At 29.2% G+C, this 17346-nt stretch carries 13 protein-coding genes; 3 read left to right on the forward strand and 10 right to left on the reverse strand.

What is annotated here, in order from left to right; translation table 11 throughout:
* Positions 1-306: 306 nt before the first annotated feature.
* Positions 307-1536 (forward strand): tyrosine-type recombinase/integrase, encoded by a 1230-nt coding sequence (locus GBG18_RS06765; protein WP_152189598.1) that lies wholly within the window; start codon positions 307-309, stop codon positions 1534-1536.
* Between the two features lie 168 nt (positions 1537-1704).
* Here GBG18_RS06765 and GBG18_RS06770 read toward each other — a convergent pair whose 3' ends face one another.
* The 5 genes from GBG18_RS06770 to hsdR are packed head-to-tail and all read right to left on the reverse strand — an operon-like array spanning position 1705 to position 10861.
* Positions 1705-2760 carry a hypothetical protein gene (locus GBG18_RS06770; protein ID WP_152189600.1) on the reverse strand — a complete coding sequence of 352 codons (1056 nt, stop codon included), beginning with the start codon at positions 2758-2760 and terminating at the stop codon, positions 1705-1707.
* A gap of 1 nt (position 2761) precedes the next feature.
* Entirely contained in the window at positions 2762-4264 is a 1503-nt protein-coding gene (locus GBG18_RS06775; protein WP_152189602.1) for a restriction system-associated AAA family ATPase, read from the reverse strand.
* Positions 4261-5877 carry a restriction endonuclease subunit S gene (locus GBG18_RS06780; RefSeq protein ID WP_152189604.1) on the reverse strand — a complete coding sequence of 539 codons (1617 nt, stop codon included), beginning with the start codon at positions 5875-5877 and terminating at the stop codon, positions 4261-4263. Before GBG18_RS06780 ends, GBG18_RS06775 begins: the two co-directional genes overlap by 4 nt.
* Complete coding sequence (locus GBG18_RS06785) at positions 5877-7298, reverse strand: class I SAM-dependent DNA methyltransferase (RefSeq protein ID WP_152189606.1); 1422 nt, start codon at positions 7296-7298, stop codon at positions 5877-5879. Before GBG18_RS06785 ends, GBG18_RS06780 begins: the two co-directional genes overlap by 1 nt.
* A gap of 17 nt (positions 7299-7315) precedes the next feature.
* Positions 7316-10861 (reverse strand): type I restriction-modification system endonuclease, encoded by a 3546-nt coding sequence (hsdR, locus tag GBG18_RS06790; RefSeq protein ID WP_152189607.1) that lies wholly within the window; start codon positions 10859-10861, stop codon positions 7316-7318.
* 524 nt (positions 10862-11385) lie between these two features.
* Here hsdR and GBG18_RS06795 point away from each other — a divergent pair.
* The gene (locus GBG18_RS06795; RefSeq protein ID WP_152189609.1) at positions 11386-11940 is read left to right on the forward strand and encodes a recombinase family protein; all 555 of its coding nucleotides are present in this window, start codon (positions 11386-11388) and stop codon (positions 11938-11940) included.
* Positions 11941-12006: 66 nt separating this feature from the next.
* On the forward strand, positions 12007-12132 hold the full coding sequence (locus GBG18_RS15645; RefSeq protein WP_255467371.1) for a hypothetical protein: 126 nt from the start codon (positions 12007-12009) through the stop codon (positions 12130-12132).
* A 111-nt stretch (positions 12133-12243) separates the two neighbouring features.
* Here GBG18_RS15645 and GBG18_RS06800 read toward each other — a convergent pair whose 3' ends face one another.
* The 5 genes from GBG18_RS06800 to GBG18_RS06820 form a co-directional block, all read right to left on the reverse strand.
* Positions 12244-13356 (reverse strand): toll/interleukin-1 receptor domain-containing protein, encoded by a 1113-nt coding sequence (locus GBG18_RS06800; RefSeq protein ID WP_152189610.1) that lies wholly within the window; start codon positions 13354-13356, stop codon positions 12244-12246.
* An 8-nt stretch (positions 13357-13364) separates the two neighbouring features.
* On the reverse strand, positions 13365-13952 hold the full coding sequence (locus GBG18_RS06805; RefSeq protein ID WP_152189611.1) for a TIR domain-containing protein: 588 nt from the start codon (positions 13950-13952) through the stop codon (positions 13365-13367).
* Between the two features lie 254 nt (positions 13953-14206).
* A complete protein-coding gene (locus GBG18_RS06810) occupies positions 14207-15238 on the reverse strand; it encodes a TIR domain-containing protein (RefSeq protein ID WP_152189613.1) in 1032 nt (343 codons plus the stop codon).
* Positions 15239-15347: 109 nt separating this feature from the next.
* Complete coding sequence (locus tag GBG18_RS06815; RefSeq protein WP_152189615.1) at positions 15348-15791, reverse strand: TIR domain-containing protein; 444 nt, start codon at positions 15789-15791, stop codon at positions 15348-15350.
* A 3-nt stretch (positions 15792-15794) separates the two neighbouring features.
* Positions 15795-17252: an SIR2 family protein gene (locus GBG18_RS06820; protein ID WP_226898693.1), complete on the reverse strand. Its 1458-nt coding sequence runs from the start codon at positions 17250-17252 to the stop codon at positions 15795-15797.
* Between the last annotated feature and the right edge of the window lie 94 nt (positions 17253-17346).

Here is a 17346-nt window from a genome sequence, read left to right on the forward strand (position 1 = left end):
TTGAACTACACACTTATATTTTATGATACTCTTTATGATACTTTTTGAAACAACCTTTTATATAAAATCCTATTTAATGGGAACTAGCAGTATATGTTTGTAGGAGGACATCTCCACCAATATACAATCTAAACAAATCTTATAAAGTCTATCCTGACACTAATATATAGGCTATTTAGCGACTTTATCAACCAACACAGTCTAACTAAATACCATCAAATCTAAAACCTTTAGGGGCATATTTAGGGATACAATGATAAAATACCCCTAAGCAAATAAAAAAGTACCCCTAAAAGGAATCATCAAATGGCAAGAAGTACCCTACCACTAACTGCAACACAAATTAAGACAACTAAAGCAAAAGAAAAAGATTATAAACTTTTTGATGGTGGAGGATTGTTTTTATTAGTAGCAAAAACTGGTGGTAAAAGATGGCGATTCAAATATAGGTTTAATAATAAAGAAAAAATTATAGCATTAGGAACATATCCAAGTTTATCTCTAAAAGATGCAAGAGCAAAAAGAGAAGAGTATAAATCTTTAATAGCAAATGATATAGATCCAAATGAACAAAAGAAACAAAAAAAAGAAGAAGTACTAAAAGTTGAAAAGAAAAAAGAAAATACTTTTTATAAAGTTTCTCAAGAATGGCATGAAAACTATCAAACAGAAGTATCTGAAAACTATCATATAAAACTAGGTCGTGCATTAGAAAACTACGTATATAAATATATGAAAGATAAACCAATCGAAGATGTAACAAGATTAGATTTAATTGAAATACTTAAAATACTAAAAGAAAGAAATTTACAAGATACTGCAAGTAGAGTTCTAATGATAATAAATAAAATATATAAGTATGCAGTTACTTTAGAATATGTACCTCATAATATAGTTGCAGACATAGAACAAAAAAATATCTTAGGAAAAAGAGAAAAGAAACACTACCCTACTTTTGCCAAAGATAAAGATATAAAAGGCTTACTCTTAGCTATTGATGAATACTCAGGAGATTACACAACTAAGATGGCTTTAAAAATGCTTCCTTACGTATTTGTAAGAAGTTATAACATTAGATATTGTGAATGGTCTGAAATAGACTTAGTAAATAAAGTATGGATAATACCAGCTTCAAAAATGAAAACAAAAATAGAATTTATACTTCCACTTCCAAATCAAGTAATAGAAATACTAGAAGAAGTAAAACAATTTACGGGAAATGGTACATATGTATTTCCAAGCTTTAGAGCAAAAGATAAACCAATGAGTGATAATACTCTTATTGGAGCATTAAGAAGAATGGGATATACAAAAGAAGAATTTGTACCTCATAGTTTTAGAGCTATGTTTTCTACTATTGCATATGAAAATATGGAAGAGCATGGATTCAGTGGAGAAGTTATTGAAGCACTACTTTCACATAAGGAATCTAATAAAGTGAAAGAAGCTTATAATCGTGCATCTTACAAAAAGTCTATGAAAGGTTTAATTAATTGGTATAGTAATTACTTAGATAAAATTAAAACTACTAAATAATAATGTAAATAAATTGAGCTCTTGGATTTAAATATATTAATAATGTTTTATATCTAACTTCATATCTTTGAAAAGGAGAAATTTTTAATTCTCCTTTTTAATTTTGTAAAACTAATCTTATGATTTCATATCACAGTTATAACTACTTATATTATTTTGTCTTTATATTTAAATATAATTAAATAGGAAACTACCCAAGAATATATCATTGACTTCTTCATTTATCGTAGTTCCTAAATATATAAATAATGCATATTGAAGTAATGTAGCTTCAATTGTTCTATCATTTATATCAATTACATTTTTTGCAACATCTAATAAATATTTCTTAAATCCATTTATGCTTAATGGTCCTTGAGTAATAATATAACGTTTAACTTCCTCCTTAATCCATTTATCATAACGTTTAGATAATTCCCTTTTAATACGATCACCAATATTAAATACGTCATCAAAATCATGTAGTAAATTATAATCTAAATTTGAAAAAATACAAATATTAAACTTCCAGTTCATATTATCTTGATCCATATTCCTAATCACTAATATAAATGGATTCGTAATACTATACGGATAAATAAACTTTCTTTTTATTCCAGAAGATGTTTTTAATAAATTATCTGTATGTTTATAGTCTTGGTTACATTCAGTACACATAGGAATCAGATTATCAAGATTTAGTGATGAAAAAGGATAGTGCGTTTTATCTAAATAATGATCAAAATCACCTCTTTTCTTTCCAAAAGGATTCTTATGAGTAAGAATTGAACAAAAAGGGCAGACATGACCATTTTTTAATATAAAGTCTTGGTAAAAACGTTTTGTTGGTTTTATTCGACAACCTGTTCTTTTAAAAATTGAAAGATCTAGTTTACTTGGATATGAAGTGTCAAAAAAGCTTTTTATTTCTTTTCCAAAATCTATATCCCACTTTATATTATCTTCTAACGGTATAGTACCAAAACAAAGCTCTTCAATTTTATTATTATTAATAAACTGGTGATTAATTGTTTGTTTAACAATGTTATTTTTAGAATTTATCTTTCTATTTAATTTTCTAAGATCTTTAATCAAAGTAGTATTACCATTAGCTGCTTGAAGTAAATGATGTTGTTTGGATATTGACCAATTACCAGTAGATAATATATTTTGGAAAAAGATATTTAAAATACTCTGCATACCTATACAAGGATGATCATCAACTTTTTCAATAGTATAAAACATATTATTTATTACCACTTTTTCTTAATCTGAGAATTTCTTGATATAAGTATTGTTTTACAGAAGAATTAGCAATATTGGATATTGATTTTTCCATTTTTGACAAATCTTGTTCATTTATTAATTTTTCTATATACTTCTCTGAATAAGTTGAGATATGAGTGTTCACATCAAATAATTCAAGTAGTATCTCTTCAAATGCAGCACCAAAAGTTTCCCTTGTGGGCTCTTTATAAGTAATAACTTCCTCTTCTCTAGTAAATTTTAATACATTTTCCTTTTTTGCTGCAGAAACAACATATGGAGAATGTGTAGATAAAATAAATTCAGAATTATTATGAGTAATAGTCTTACTTATTATATTTATAAATTGAGAACGCCACTGAGGGTTAAAATGACTTTCAGGTTCGTCTAGTAGAAAAAGACAATTAGTCTGGTTAAACAGCATTATTGTTCCAATTATATGTATAAACTGATGCTCCCCATCACTTAATCCAGAATATCCAATATCTATAGCAGGAGAAGACAATTTCACTATTAATTCATCTATATTAAAAACTTTATTTTCTTTGGATACAACAGGAGGTTTTTCTCTTAATAAAGATCCTTCTTTCAATTCTTTAATATAAAACTGTCTCTCGGGTTTAGTAAGCCTTATTGCGTTAAGTAAAGTTAGCTTATATAAAGATGTAAAAAAATCAGATTCTGATTCAAAACAATCCTGTACAGCCTTTTGGGTTGTATGATTTAGTAGAAAATGGAGTTGCCAGTTTAATATTAAGTCACCTTCTTTATAATTAGCAATATTCGTAAGCTTATGAATTATTTCGTATAATTCTGATGTTATTATTACTTTGTCTAAATTAATGTTAATTTGAAAACTAAAAGGTTGATCAACTCTAATTAATTGCTTAAATGCACTTGTATCTTTTGAAAATAGATAATTTGTAATAAAAATTAATGAATTTACTTCATAATCCATAAATAGCGTACGTGTGTGAGCTACAGGTTCCTCTTTTTTAGCTTTAGCTGATTGAAGAACTTCTTCCGCATAAAAACCTTGATTTTTTAAATATGGGTAACTGATACTTTCATTATGACCAGAGGAATAACCAATTATCAATGTAGGTAATAAGTCCTTAGAAATGTCGACTTCTGATACTTCATCAAACTCATCAATAGTCGAGAATTTAGGATATTTCCCTTTTAAGCAACTTATTTTAACATGTATCTTACCACTAATAAATGTTAGTAAATATTCTATTTCAAATGAAAGTGGACTTTTTCTTGCCCACTGAGGAACTTTTTCATATTCTAATGTATATAAATCTAAGTAAGCAAAAATTTCGGATAATGCTTCTATTATATTTGATTTACCTGAACCATTCAAACCAACTAGACAAATTGGTTCAAATTCATTATATTCAGAGTTTGGAACTCTAAATGTGTAATCAAAATCATTTAAAGACTTATATTGTTGATTTATTTTTAGGGATAATAACTTCAATTTGCTTTCTCCTTAATCTGTATTATTTGTTGATCTTTTTTAAAACTACTTACTATTGAATAAACTTTATTTTTTAATACAAATTCTTTAGTACTTATTAATTGAAATATCAACTTAATTAATTTTTGTTTATCATCTTTCTTTTTTTCTATTACATTTTCTATTGTAAAATATTTATCTAGAAATTCTTTTACTAAAAAATCAGATAAATCTTCAATTGTATTAATCTTTATTTGTTGTATTATTGTTTTCTTTTTAGTGTTTTTTGCTTTTTTAGTCTTACTACTTTCTTGCTCAGATTTTATTCGTTTTAGTAGCTCTTCTGCAGGTTCATCGTTAGGGTCTTGTTGAACGAGTTCTCCTTTAAAAGCTTTGGTTAGAATACTTTGAGTAAGTTTATTTACCCGTTTGTTTGCAGCTTCAATTTTATCTTCTAAGGTATCAACTAGAGAGAATAAGTATTCTACTTGGGATACTATTTCTTTTTGTTCCTTTATAGATGGATGAGAAACTTTGTATTCTAAAATCATTGTTTTTGTAAGTGCTTCCCTAGTTCCTCCATAATTTTCAGACTGAATCCACTGTTGAGTTAAAGGCGATGATAAATATATATTTAAATACTCAGGCATTAATTTATCAATTATTGTTCGTATAATACTTACATGTTGATTTACACGAGCTCCAACTAAATCTAAAGGAGCCAATGTAACACGACCAATTGAAGCACCAGTAATATTAAGAAGAACATCATCTTTTTCTATCATAACATTTTTCAATTTTTTTGCTTGTTCCTCATCTATAAAAGCTAAGTTTTTATATTTTATTCCAGAGAAGTGAATATTCATTGAACGGACTAGTGCTATTCCACTTTCTTTATAAGCACTTTTACCACCTTTTGGTGTTGAACCTGAACCAACTTTAATTGTAACATCCTTAATTGCTGTATTCTTCCATTCAGAATCAACATTCCCCTTTCTCCATTCCTCTGTTAATTCTCCAGATACAGCAGCAGTAAGAATAGATTGACGGAAACGTTCAATGATTTTTGATGTATTTTCAAGGCGAGTTTTAATGCTTAAAACACTAGAAAGTAGTTGATCTACTTTTTGAGCTATTCGTTTTTGTTCGTTGAAAGGAGGTAATGGTATCACAAGTACTTCTAGTTTTTTTCTTGCAATTCTTTTTCTGGTTGTTCCACTTGAGTTTAATTCAATATACTCTCTACTTTTAGGTGCATTAATAAAATGGTGTAACCATTTTGAATCAATATACTCTGCACTTGGCCTTAAGATACATACATCTACAGAAGTTATACATTTATTTTCTAGTTTTGGAAAAATACAAGCTCTTCCCAATGGATCTGGTAAACGTGCTATTAAAATATCACCAGTTATTATTTCTTCACAATTTAATTTTTCAAAAGTTTCTTCATTTATATATCTATCAGATTTGTTTTTAAAAAAACCATCGCCTATATCTGCAAGCTGAATTAATCGTATTTTACCTTCTTGATCTTGATCTTTTTTCTCTATCCAATCACCATCTGACAGAAGACCTTTTGCAGAGATAAGATTTTTTAAACTTGTTTCAATCCATCCTTTTTGCAAACTCACTACTCTACCTCTATTCCAAGTTGTGTCATCAACTCTTCGAGCTCACTAATAGCTGCAGAAAGCTCTTCCTTCGCTTCAGTAGCCAAAATATCAGGAGTAGGTAAATCTATTGAATTTTCTAAACTATCATCTTTCATCCATGAAATATCTAATGAGTCGTCATGTTCTGATATATATTTTCTTGAAAAACATCTGAAACGGCCAGTTACTCCCTCATCTATTCTTTTTTTAGATTCGTATGCTTTCTCAAACTCTGTAAAGTGCTTATCTGTAAGTGGCGTACGTTTTCCAAATTTTGGCATATTGGCTCGAAGGTCATAAACCCAAGTCTCTTTAGTGTTGTTGGTATCTAATTTACCTCTTTCAAAAAAGAGAACATTTGTTTTTACACCTTGAGCATAAAAGATGCCTATAGGAAGTCTAAGAATAGTGTGTAAATTACATTTATTCATAAGGTCTTGACGTATCTGTTTACCAATATTTCCTTCGAAAAGAACATTGTCAGGAAGTACAACTGCTGCTCTTCCACCTGCTTTTAAACCTCTGTAAATATGTTGTAAAAATGCTAACTGTTTATTTGAAGTTGGGTAAGTAAAGTCATCACGACTTGGCAGTCCACCACCTTTTTTCGTTCCAAAAGGAGGATTTGATAACATTAAGTCCACCTTAGGAAGTTTTTGACCTTCTGATGCTAGTGTATTTCCAAGACGAATAACACCATTTTCATCACCCTCTAAATCATGAAGCATAGTATTCATAAGAGCAAGTCTATGAGTATCTGGAACTAGCTCCATACCTATATAAGCTTTATTTTTTTGAAAACTGATTTGCGCTTCCTCTAAATCAAAATAGTCAGATGTAGCTTTACGAATATAACTATCTGCAGAGAGTAAAAAACCTGCTGTTCCTGCTGCTGGATCTTGGATAACTTCACCTACTTGAGGTTTCATCAGTTTCACTATAGAATTAATAAGAACTCTTGGTGTGAAGTATTGACCTGCACCAGACTTAGTTTCATTTGCATTTTTTTCTAATAATCCTTCATACATGTCACCAAGGTCATCTCTATCTAAAGCATACCATTCAAGTTTATTGATATCATCTATAAGTTGTGCTAGATATTTAGGTTCTCTAATATTTGTATGTGCTCCTTGGTAGATTGCAGATACAAGTTTATCATCTGCAGATTCTAGTTCTACGAGCATTTTACGGTAGAAGTGGTGTTGTTCTATACCATCTAAAGAAGAAAGATCATCCCAACGATACCCATCAGGTAAACGAGTATCTACTCCTGTCTCTTTTGCCATTTTTAAAAAGATTAAAAGTGTTAGTTCAGTTACGTACTGATGGTAAGTAATTCCATCATCTTTTAGGATGTTACATAATCCCCATAGTTTACTTACTATATCATTTGTATTCAAAAATTATTCCTTATTGTTTATGCTGATTGTTCCCAAATATATGTATCAAAGTTATCTAGTATTTCATCTAGTTTATTATCAAAAAATCGTTCTAATTGTTTACGACCACCTTTTTCTTTAAAAGGTGTATTTTGAAGAGCTTCTTCATCAATAATTATATTCTTTTTTATCTGTTTTGCTAGTAAATCTAACCATTTAAGTTGATTGTTATTCCAAGTCTGAGAAGTTTTTATTTTTGCTAATGCAGTTTCTACACGTTGAGAATAAGGTATTAGTGGTGAACCTAGTGCTGATGAACGGATATAACCTATGATTGTAGCCGCAATATCTTCATTTTTAGCCTTTTTCCATGCTTCATGGAGATGTGTTTCATTAAAATTATGTTCGCTTAATATTAATCGTAATGATTTGAGATCTGCTCTTGTTAAATTTCTAGGTCGTGTTAATACAGCTTTAATTGCAGCAATTTTATTTTTATTTTCATTAATAAATACATTAAAGCTTTCTAAATAATCCTCAGGTTTTTGAATTTCATTACCATCGGTATCTGTACCATAACCACGATTTATTCCTAAAAGTTTATCTTCATGGTTTGAAATAACAATATCTGAATCACCAATTTTAAGTCCAGCTCTTAAATTAACCATAAATCCTAATATATCAGGGTTATTTTTAAAAAAGATACCTGTTTCTCTTGCTGTAAGTTCTTTTATCTTTTGAGGTAGTTCATTAAATTCACAAGAAAGTTCTCTTCTAGTTAATATATTTAATAAATCAAAAGCTTTTTTTGCTTCTGGAAATTCTTCTATTTTTTTCGTTCGTCTAGTAATACGTTGTAATTTTACGATTAATTGTTCATGAACATCATCTGCATGAGTTTTTGAATATGTCTCTCCAAAAGTTTCTCCACTATACTGATATGAAGCCTCATTATTTAAATCATCAATAAGTTGCGTAATAGGTACAGATACCTTTTGAACAATAGGTTTCATTGTATCTACCTTTTCTAAAACTTTATAAAGACTTACTGCATCAAAAATTCTAAAAATATCTTTATTTATATCAGGACATAATCTTGTTGCACGTCCTTTCATCTGTTCATATAAAATTCGAGATCTAACTCGTCTTAAAAAGACAAGATTTACTATTTCAGGTACATCTATTCCTGTAGTTAAAAGGTCAACAGTTACAGCTATATTTGGCAATAATTCATTTTTGTATTCTCGTATAGCCCCTAAAGGATCACGAATTTTCCCTGTTATCTTCATAACTGCTTTATTTGGTTGATCCCCATGAAATTTGTCTAAAGCTTTTTTCATTTCCTCTACTACTAATTGCGCATGATTATCATTAACACAAAATATAAGAGTTTTCTCATTATCAGTAGGATCTAAATAGTTTGCTGCCAAGGTTTCACAGATAACTCTATTAAATTCTGGACTTAGTACTTTACGATTAAAGTCTTCTATTTCAAAATCCATTTCATCTTCAAGTATTTCTGTACGAACTTCACCTACTTGATTAAATACTGTTACTTCATCTTCTTTTTCAAAATGAATACCATGCTTACTAAGTTGAGTATCAAAGCTATAAGGTGGTTCTGAATCAATTAGATAACCATCTATTACTGCTTCTCTGTATGAATAAGTGTATACAGGTGCACCAAAAATATCTACAGTATGTGTTGCAGGTGTTGCTGTTAATCCAATACGTATTGCATCAAAATAATCTAAAACTTGTCTATAAGCAGATACATATTCATTAAAGTCTCTAAGTTCAATCTCTCCCTCAGTCATTTCTTTATCAAGTGTATAACCTCTATGAGCTTCATCTACAATGATACAATCATATTGACCTATCGGTACAACTTTATCTGAAGCTAAAACACGCTTTACCATTGATTGAACTGTAGCTACGTGAACTCTAGTTTTTGTATCTGGAGATTTGTCTTTTAATTCTTTAATATCATATATCTCATCAAATGTAAGTATCCCATCAGGTCTGATCTCTGCAAAAGTATCTTGTGTTTGTTTACCTAAAGCACCCCTATCTACTAAAAATAAAATTCTATTAAAATAACCTGCTTTTAAAAGACGATACATTAAAGCGATAACCGTTCTAGTTTTACCTGTACCTGTTGCCATAGCAATAAGAATTTGACGTTGTTTATTTAAAATGGCATCTTCTGTTTTATGAATGGCATCTTTTTGATAGTTACGAAGTTCAAGTGTTCCCCAATGATCTTCTTTTATTTTATCAATAATAGCATTTTCATCTCTTAATAAAAGTTTTTTTATTTCATCTGGTGTTGGCCATCCTACAATGGCTCTCGGTTTATTAGTAATACCTCTTAAATCTCTAAACCATATACCACTCTTTGTTTCTATTTGCTTTTGATACTCTCTACCGTTAGTTGAGTAAGCTAAAGGAATAGTATATTTCTCATCTGAAGTTGAAGAAATAAGCCACTGATCAAGCTCTATATTTACACCTTCATTTTTTGAAATTTTGTCAATACTCTCTAGATTAATGTCTCGACTGTACTCTTCTGCTTGACGTAAATCATCAGCCACATCATTTCCAAATTTCTTCGCCTCTATAACAGCAACAGGTTTAAGACCAATAAAAAAAACATAATCTGCACGTGTATTTTTCTTTGTATGAGGGTTATAACAAGGCCACTCTGCAATTGCTAAGTTTTTACCTATTTTAGGTCTTGTTCCTTTTGCATACGCTAGAGTATGTGTGTCGGCTATCCAACCCGCTTCATTTAATTTAATATCTATAATCTCTCTTGTTTCATCTTCAGTAAGATGAATCTTTGATGATGCAGATTTTACTTTTCTTTTTAGTGCCTGATTAAGTTCTTTTTCTTCTTTTTGATCTTTTTCTAATTTAGAAATAGCTTCCAGTTTTTCATCAAATGCCTTGCTTGTCGATTCTAATTCTTTTTCTTGTTCTTTTACTTTCTTTTTAAGCTCAAGTTTATCAGACTCCATTTTATTAAAAATATTGGAAAACTCATTTGATTCTTCTTCTTGAAGTTTAATAAGTTCTCTATTTTCATCTAAAGTTTGATTTGCTTCTAGGAGTTGAGTTTTGAGTTTTTCAGCCTCTTCTTGAATTTTTTGAAGTTGTTCTGTAGGATCAGAAGGAAGAATAAAAGGATCTTCTATAAAATTTGAATTATTTCCAAATGCACGATGATACCAAACAGCAAGTTTATGTCCTAAGCGAAGAACATCAATTGCTTGCTTATGATTAGTATTGAATTCATGTACTGCTTTATTCCCTGCCTTACGAATAGTATGAAAAAGGTCTTTTACTACTGGATCCAAAGAAAGTTGTCTATCTATAGAATAAAGGAGTTCATTTTGATTTGAATATGTAAAGGGTGATATATTTAATTGCGAAGCTATTTCTTTTGAAAATGCTTCAGAAAGTTGACGTATCTTAATCAGTGTTGTATTTGGGTCAGCTCTAAAAAACTGTTCTGCCATAGAAGCCAATTGAAAAAACACTGGATCATGTTGTTCAAGAAAAATAAAGTTAGATTCTGACATGCAACTTCCTAGATTAAATATTTTTTATTATTATAATTAAAATAACTTAATAATACTAAAAAAATCAATATATCAATTAAAAAATATATTATATATTTTTTTAACCTCTTATTATCCAATATATAAATATCAAATACCAGTGTATGGGGAATTACCCCAGGTGTCTAATTCTTAGATTTAAAAACCGAAGTCTATTTAACTTTGGTTTCTTCTTTTAATTTTCTACTATTAATATAATCATGTATTGGAGAGGTAACCTAAATTAATACTCAGAATTTAACAGTTCTGAGTTAAAATAAATGAGTTTTCTGCAATGAAAATTTGAATGATTCTTTATTTTCTATTCTCTTTAAGTGATATATAATATAGTTAATATCCCAAGTTAAAATACTTAATATAAAACATCTGTTTTTCGACACCCTCTTGAAAAATCTATAAATATTTAAAAAAACACCTAAATAATATACGATAAATACTATCGGATTGTGATACAATACGAATACTATAATAAAGGGGTTTTTCGTATGCTAGTAGGATATAAAAGAGTCTCAACAGATGATCAGAATTTGAATTTACAAAAAGATGCACTAATTAAATATGGTGTTGATGAAAGAAATATATTTTCTGATAAAACATCTGGATCAAAAGATAAAAGAGTTGGTCTAGATAAAGCAATTGAATTTTTAAAAGAAGGAGATACTTTAGTTGTCTGGAAATTAGATCGATTAGGTAGAAGCTTAGCTCATCTAATTAGTGTAATCACTTCTTTAAAAAATAGAAATATATCATTTGCATCAATTACTGAAGGGATGGACACAACAACAGCATCAGGAGAACTGTTTTTCCACATATTTGGAGCACTAGCTCAATTTGAACGATCTTTAATACAAGAACGAGTTAAAGCTGGATTAGAAGCTGCTAAAAAAAGAGGAGTAAGAGGTGGAAGACCAAGAGCAATAGATGATGAAAAATTAATTGCAATAAAAAAAGCTTTAGATGGTGGAATGAGTAAAGCTGCAATATGTAGAACATTTAATGTAAAAAGAAGTACTTTGATTGATAGTTTAAATAGAAGCTAAACTCTTGTGTACTTTAAAAAATAAGTTAACATAAAATATAAAAGTACATCATTTGGATAGAAATATATGCTTGTAATTTTTGTTCCATATCTTCTTAAGCTTTGTGGAACTTTACAGTTTTTATTTTTTGAACACTTTATGGAACATGTAAAGCATGTAACAACTGACTTTGTACCAAATGTAAGAGATTGAGAGATAAATTACTTAGAAGTTTCTGACCTATTTCTTGTTCCCAGATCATATCTTTGAAAGTTAATATATTAATACAGAAATAAATTCCACTCAAATATAGTTAAATTTAATTTATATTTTAAATCTCTTCATCCAGTTTGATATTGTCTTAGGTACTTTCTCTTCATTTTTATTTTCTGTCGTAAAATAATACATTTCAGGTGTATCAAAATATGCTCCCCAGATTTCTTTATTTTTACCTATCATCAATATTGCCGCATAATCACTATAAAAACCTGGCAATGCAGATTCAATAATATTAGCATCAAAATCATCTAAATTTTCACAACCAAAAGAAGAACTAAAGCACTTTAAAAAATCATTCCATTTTGAATCTACATGCTCTATAAATAACTTATTATTGTTATTTACTAGTGAATATAATTTTGATAATATTTCATCATCAATAATATCTTCATGGTAAGTAAAAAAATCTTTTTTAAATTTGTATGTACCATCAAAATAGGCTCTCATACCATGAAATTGATGGCAATTTTCGGGTGTTAATTGAATTTGATCTTTTACCTTTAAGAAATGAATTCTACTTATTTCATTATCAAATTCATTTGTATATTCAAATAAAGCTTCATTATATGAATTAAATTTTGCATATTCATTTTCTAAATGTCCCAAATGAGCACCATTTTGAACTAATAAATCAAAGTAGAAACCTTTTTCACTTACTTCTCTAATAAATAAATCTCCATTATTGCTTAAAACAGTGTTGTCTCTTTCCCATTGACCCCACCATCTTTTGTTAGCTTCGAAGCCAATCTTTTTTACAAAAACTTTTGCAATGTCAATTGGATTATATTCGTTAGCATCTAAATATCCTACTGTAGAATTGATACCAGGTATTTCAGTATTGTCAAATTTTACTGGTAATATATATTCTCGAGACTCTTCAAACGCTCTTGCTTGTGCAGATTGTCGTTCATGAGTAGTCCAGTTTTTCTTTTTATAATGTTCTGAAATAAATAAGATAGAATACTTTGCTTTATCTTTGTAAATTTCTTGCAAATGATCATACAAATTTTTACCCCACAAACTGTCTGCTTCAAATTTATCATAAAATACTTTTATTCCTATATCTTTAAGAAAAATTGCTACATCTTCTACATACTCTCTATCTTCTCCTGCGAAAGATAATGCTACATCATATTTATATTTTGTTTCCTCTTTCATGATAATTTTTAATTTACCCAATTAGAGAAATTATTATATCCATCATCATCTTTCCAATCATAAGTTGAATAAAAATGACTCAAGCTAAAACCTTCTCCCTTTCTATCATCATTTATATTGTAAGGATTATCAAAAGTTGATTTATTTTCAATTTTAGTAAACTCAACCCATTCAGTATTTATCTTTTCCCATAAAGTAACCTTTTTACCATCCTCTGAAAAAGTCACACCCACATCTAAAAAAGGATTTCTTCCTAATGTTTTTGTATGCTGATCTTTTCCTTTTATTGAATTTATATGAACTCCAAAAATATGATTTTTCTTCAAAAAACTTTTTAATATTTCATATCTTACCCAAGGTCTAGAATAAGTATCTGTTCCAATTAATACGCATGTGTTGGAAGTATTCTTTAAACCTGTATTAATTAATCGTTTAAGTGCTAATTCACTTTCTTTTTTTGCTTTCTCCCACATTGAGCTATCGTAATAGCCTGCATCTTGTTTAGATAATTTAAAACTACCATGATTTCTTACTACATTAGCTCTAAAGTCAATTACATCCTGGTAGTGAAAACTAAAAAATACTTTTTTTGCCATTTATTATCCTTTATTTATAATTTTCTAAAATTTTTAATATTAAATCTATAATTTCTCTAGGTTCCTTACTTTTATCTCCTAATTTTTTATAAATCTCATTTCCTATGTACGCATTTTTTATTATCTCTTCAAAACTATTGATACGACGTGAATTAAATGATAGAATGAAATTCTTTTTAAATATTCTTAATCTTTATCATTTTGTTTTTTAATATTAAAGTAACATACAGTCACTATTAAATTTCTACTATTTATTAGGTAAGTAACTTTATTCGTTCCATAATAAAATTAGCAACGTTTTTTGGTGTAAATATGTTAGCATCGATATAGCCATCAATATCAAATAGACCATCAATTTGTGCATCATCAAATTTGACAAACATAACTTGTTCGTCTCTTTTTGACTTTATTATATCCCTTATAGCTCTCCATTCAAGTCCACACCACTCTTTCTGTACATACTCTTTTGAAAGAAAGACGACAATTAGCTTTGCATTATTTCTGTAAATATTTTGAAGTAATATATCTATATTTGGGCGAGCGAGTTGTGATTGATAATCGAAGTCATAAAACAAAGAATCATCCTCAAGATTTTCTCTTAATATAGTTGCCACTTCTGATACATAGTCTCTTTTTTCGCCAGGGAAAGACAAGGCGACATCAAAATTAATATCATCCACTTTTGATAAAGATTTATCTACTTTTTTAATAGTAGGTTCAGTTAGAAGTTGTTCTAAAGCTAGTAGAGATAATGAAAAAGGATCAATATCTATAACTCTAATTCCTTCTTGTTTGTGTGAGGTCATAGATAAATAATATAAAAGGTAATTTAGCCAAATAGCCAATGAATTACTATTTGTAGTAACGATTGTTTTAGAAGCTTCATCTGATTCACTTTCTCGTATTTCATAAACAACTTTTGAACTAATAATATCAGCTTCTTTTTTACTAAAAAGATGAGCAGCTCTTCTTGCCATTTTTAAAAACAATTCACATGTATCACCTTCAATTAAGCCAAATGCAGAGATTTTTGCACCACGAATTCCCCATTGAGGGTCACTTTCTTTAAAGTTTTCTATGAAATCTTCAGATGTATGATTTTCATTGATTTTCCCATAGTATTGCCAAAGATTAATTGCATGATTAGGACTTTTGAATCTCATGTTGCTAGGAGAAGATTGAGTAATAGTATATGTACTAAATGTAATATCATGAAATTTTTTTGATTCAGATTCAAAAGCATCAATAAGTCTCTTTATCTCAGTGCTTTTTTTTCTTAATGACATTAATCTCCTTTTTGTATTAGAATTACGCCTTGATAAATGGAAAATAGCAATTGGCTATAATTACAGAACGATGTTAACTGTCATTTTCCACTTATCAACTTGTTAAGTACTATTTACCTGCTAATGTAGCAGCTTCTTCAATCCATCTTGCCAAGTCTTCTTTATTAGTATATTTATATGATTTAAAGCCATTAGCTTCAATTTTTGATGGTATTGCACCTGGTGAACCTGTTTGACTATTTGAATCTTTCAAGTGATGAATTTGCACTGCTACAAGTCCATTACCTCTAGCTAAAGATTGGTCAATTTCGTAATTAATATAATCACGATTAGCTGTACCATATGTAATACAAACAACAGTAACAGATGTATTCTTTAACCCTTCATCAATTAGATTTTTGATTGCCTTGTCACTCTTTTTCTTAGATTCTTCCCAAAGTGAAGCATCTTGAAATCCTGCAGCTGCAGTACCAGTTATATTAGGCATATTCCTAATTTGATTGACTTTCCATACATACTGATAGTGAAAACTGAAAAATACTCGTCTTGCCATTTTTTACTCCTTTGACATTATGTCAATTACGTTGATAATTTTTGATATTAATTGTTCTGGTTTTTCTACATCTTCACCAAGCTCATTGATTGATTGAATCAATGCTTCATTAGATTCATCATAGAATTTTGTAACATTACCCATAACTTCTTGCCAGAGTTCTTTTGCTATAGAACCACTACACCCAACAGGTATCAGTGCCAAACCTAATTCATGTGCTATCTCAAACTCTTTTCTAACACCATCTGCTAATACAGTACTACCGTTAACTATTTTATTACCCATGAAGAATATTGCGATACCTGCATCACCTATAACTTCATATCTATATTTTTCCCAAGTATCATCTCGTATTTTTTTATCTTCTATATATTGTGGAAATGGTCTCATATTTAAATAGTCATTTATATATCCATTATGGTGAGTATAAACACCTTGAATAGCACCTGTTATAAAAGCATTTCCTATTCCTAGTCCAATTCCTGATGATATTTTACAGTTTCTTTCGATTAAAACTTTTCCTAATTGACAAAGGAATGATTCAACATCTGATTGATTGAATGGAGAGAATTCATGTGCACTACCTGATAGGAAAACAGTTTTTCTTCTATAAGCTCTATCAATCCTGTGTAAAATTTCTGTGATATCAGAGTAGTTCTCTACTAGGATTGTTTTTATTTGAAACCTAGCTAGGTCTTTTATGAGCAATGCTTGTTTTATCTTCGCATTTTCATAATTTTCAGGATTCTCAAACTCATGTTCATTACATTGCTTAAAAATACAATAATGTTGTCTTTGGTGTTCTTCAAAATATGCTTTAACACGGCTCATTATGTAATCTAAGTTAGGATCAGTAAAACTAAAGCCTATAAATAAAAATGTCTTAGAAACTAAATCTCCAGAAAGTGCAGTTATGTACGGCTTCATTTTTAATGGATATTTTTCATAATCATCTTTAGTTAAAACTGCGGTGTCAGGATGATCTATATCACCATGCATTTTATAAACAATCGCATCTCTTTTTTTCTTGGTAACAGCTAAATGATTGTTAGTGTATTTTACATCAACGATTTTACCTGCATCTTCCAATGACTTTTCTACTAACTTGTCATAGTTTGTTGTCCAATATGTTTTTATCGGAAGTCGTGACAATATTTGATGATTTGTAGTTGGTTGTTTTGCAGTCGCAATTTCATCCATTAGTTGCTGACTTATGCGGTTACGGCCATTCTCATTTAAGTAATATTGTGCAATCCCAACTAAGTCTTGCTCCTCGTCTATATCCAAACTTAACCCTTCAGCTAAGGGGCGTAATAACTCTTTCCAATTTACATACCCAGCAGAAGATGACAATCCAGCTCCAGCAAATATTGCAACATTATCTTCTTCAAGTTCACTTAAAAAGCGCTGGATAAATAATTCTTGTTCTTTTGTCATTAAAAACTTCCTAACGAGATACATTTATAATTAATATGTATATATTATATATAAATATAGTTAATAATTATATAAATTGCTTTTTATTTTTTAAATAAATGTTGACTCTGGTATATGC

This window comes from Poseidonibacter ostreae, assembly GCF_009208075.1.
Classification (GTDB): Bacteria; Campylobacterota; Campylobacteria; order Campylobacterales; family Arcobacteraceae; genus Poseidonibacter; species Poseidonibacter ostreae.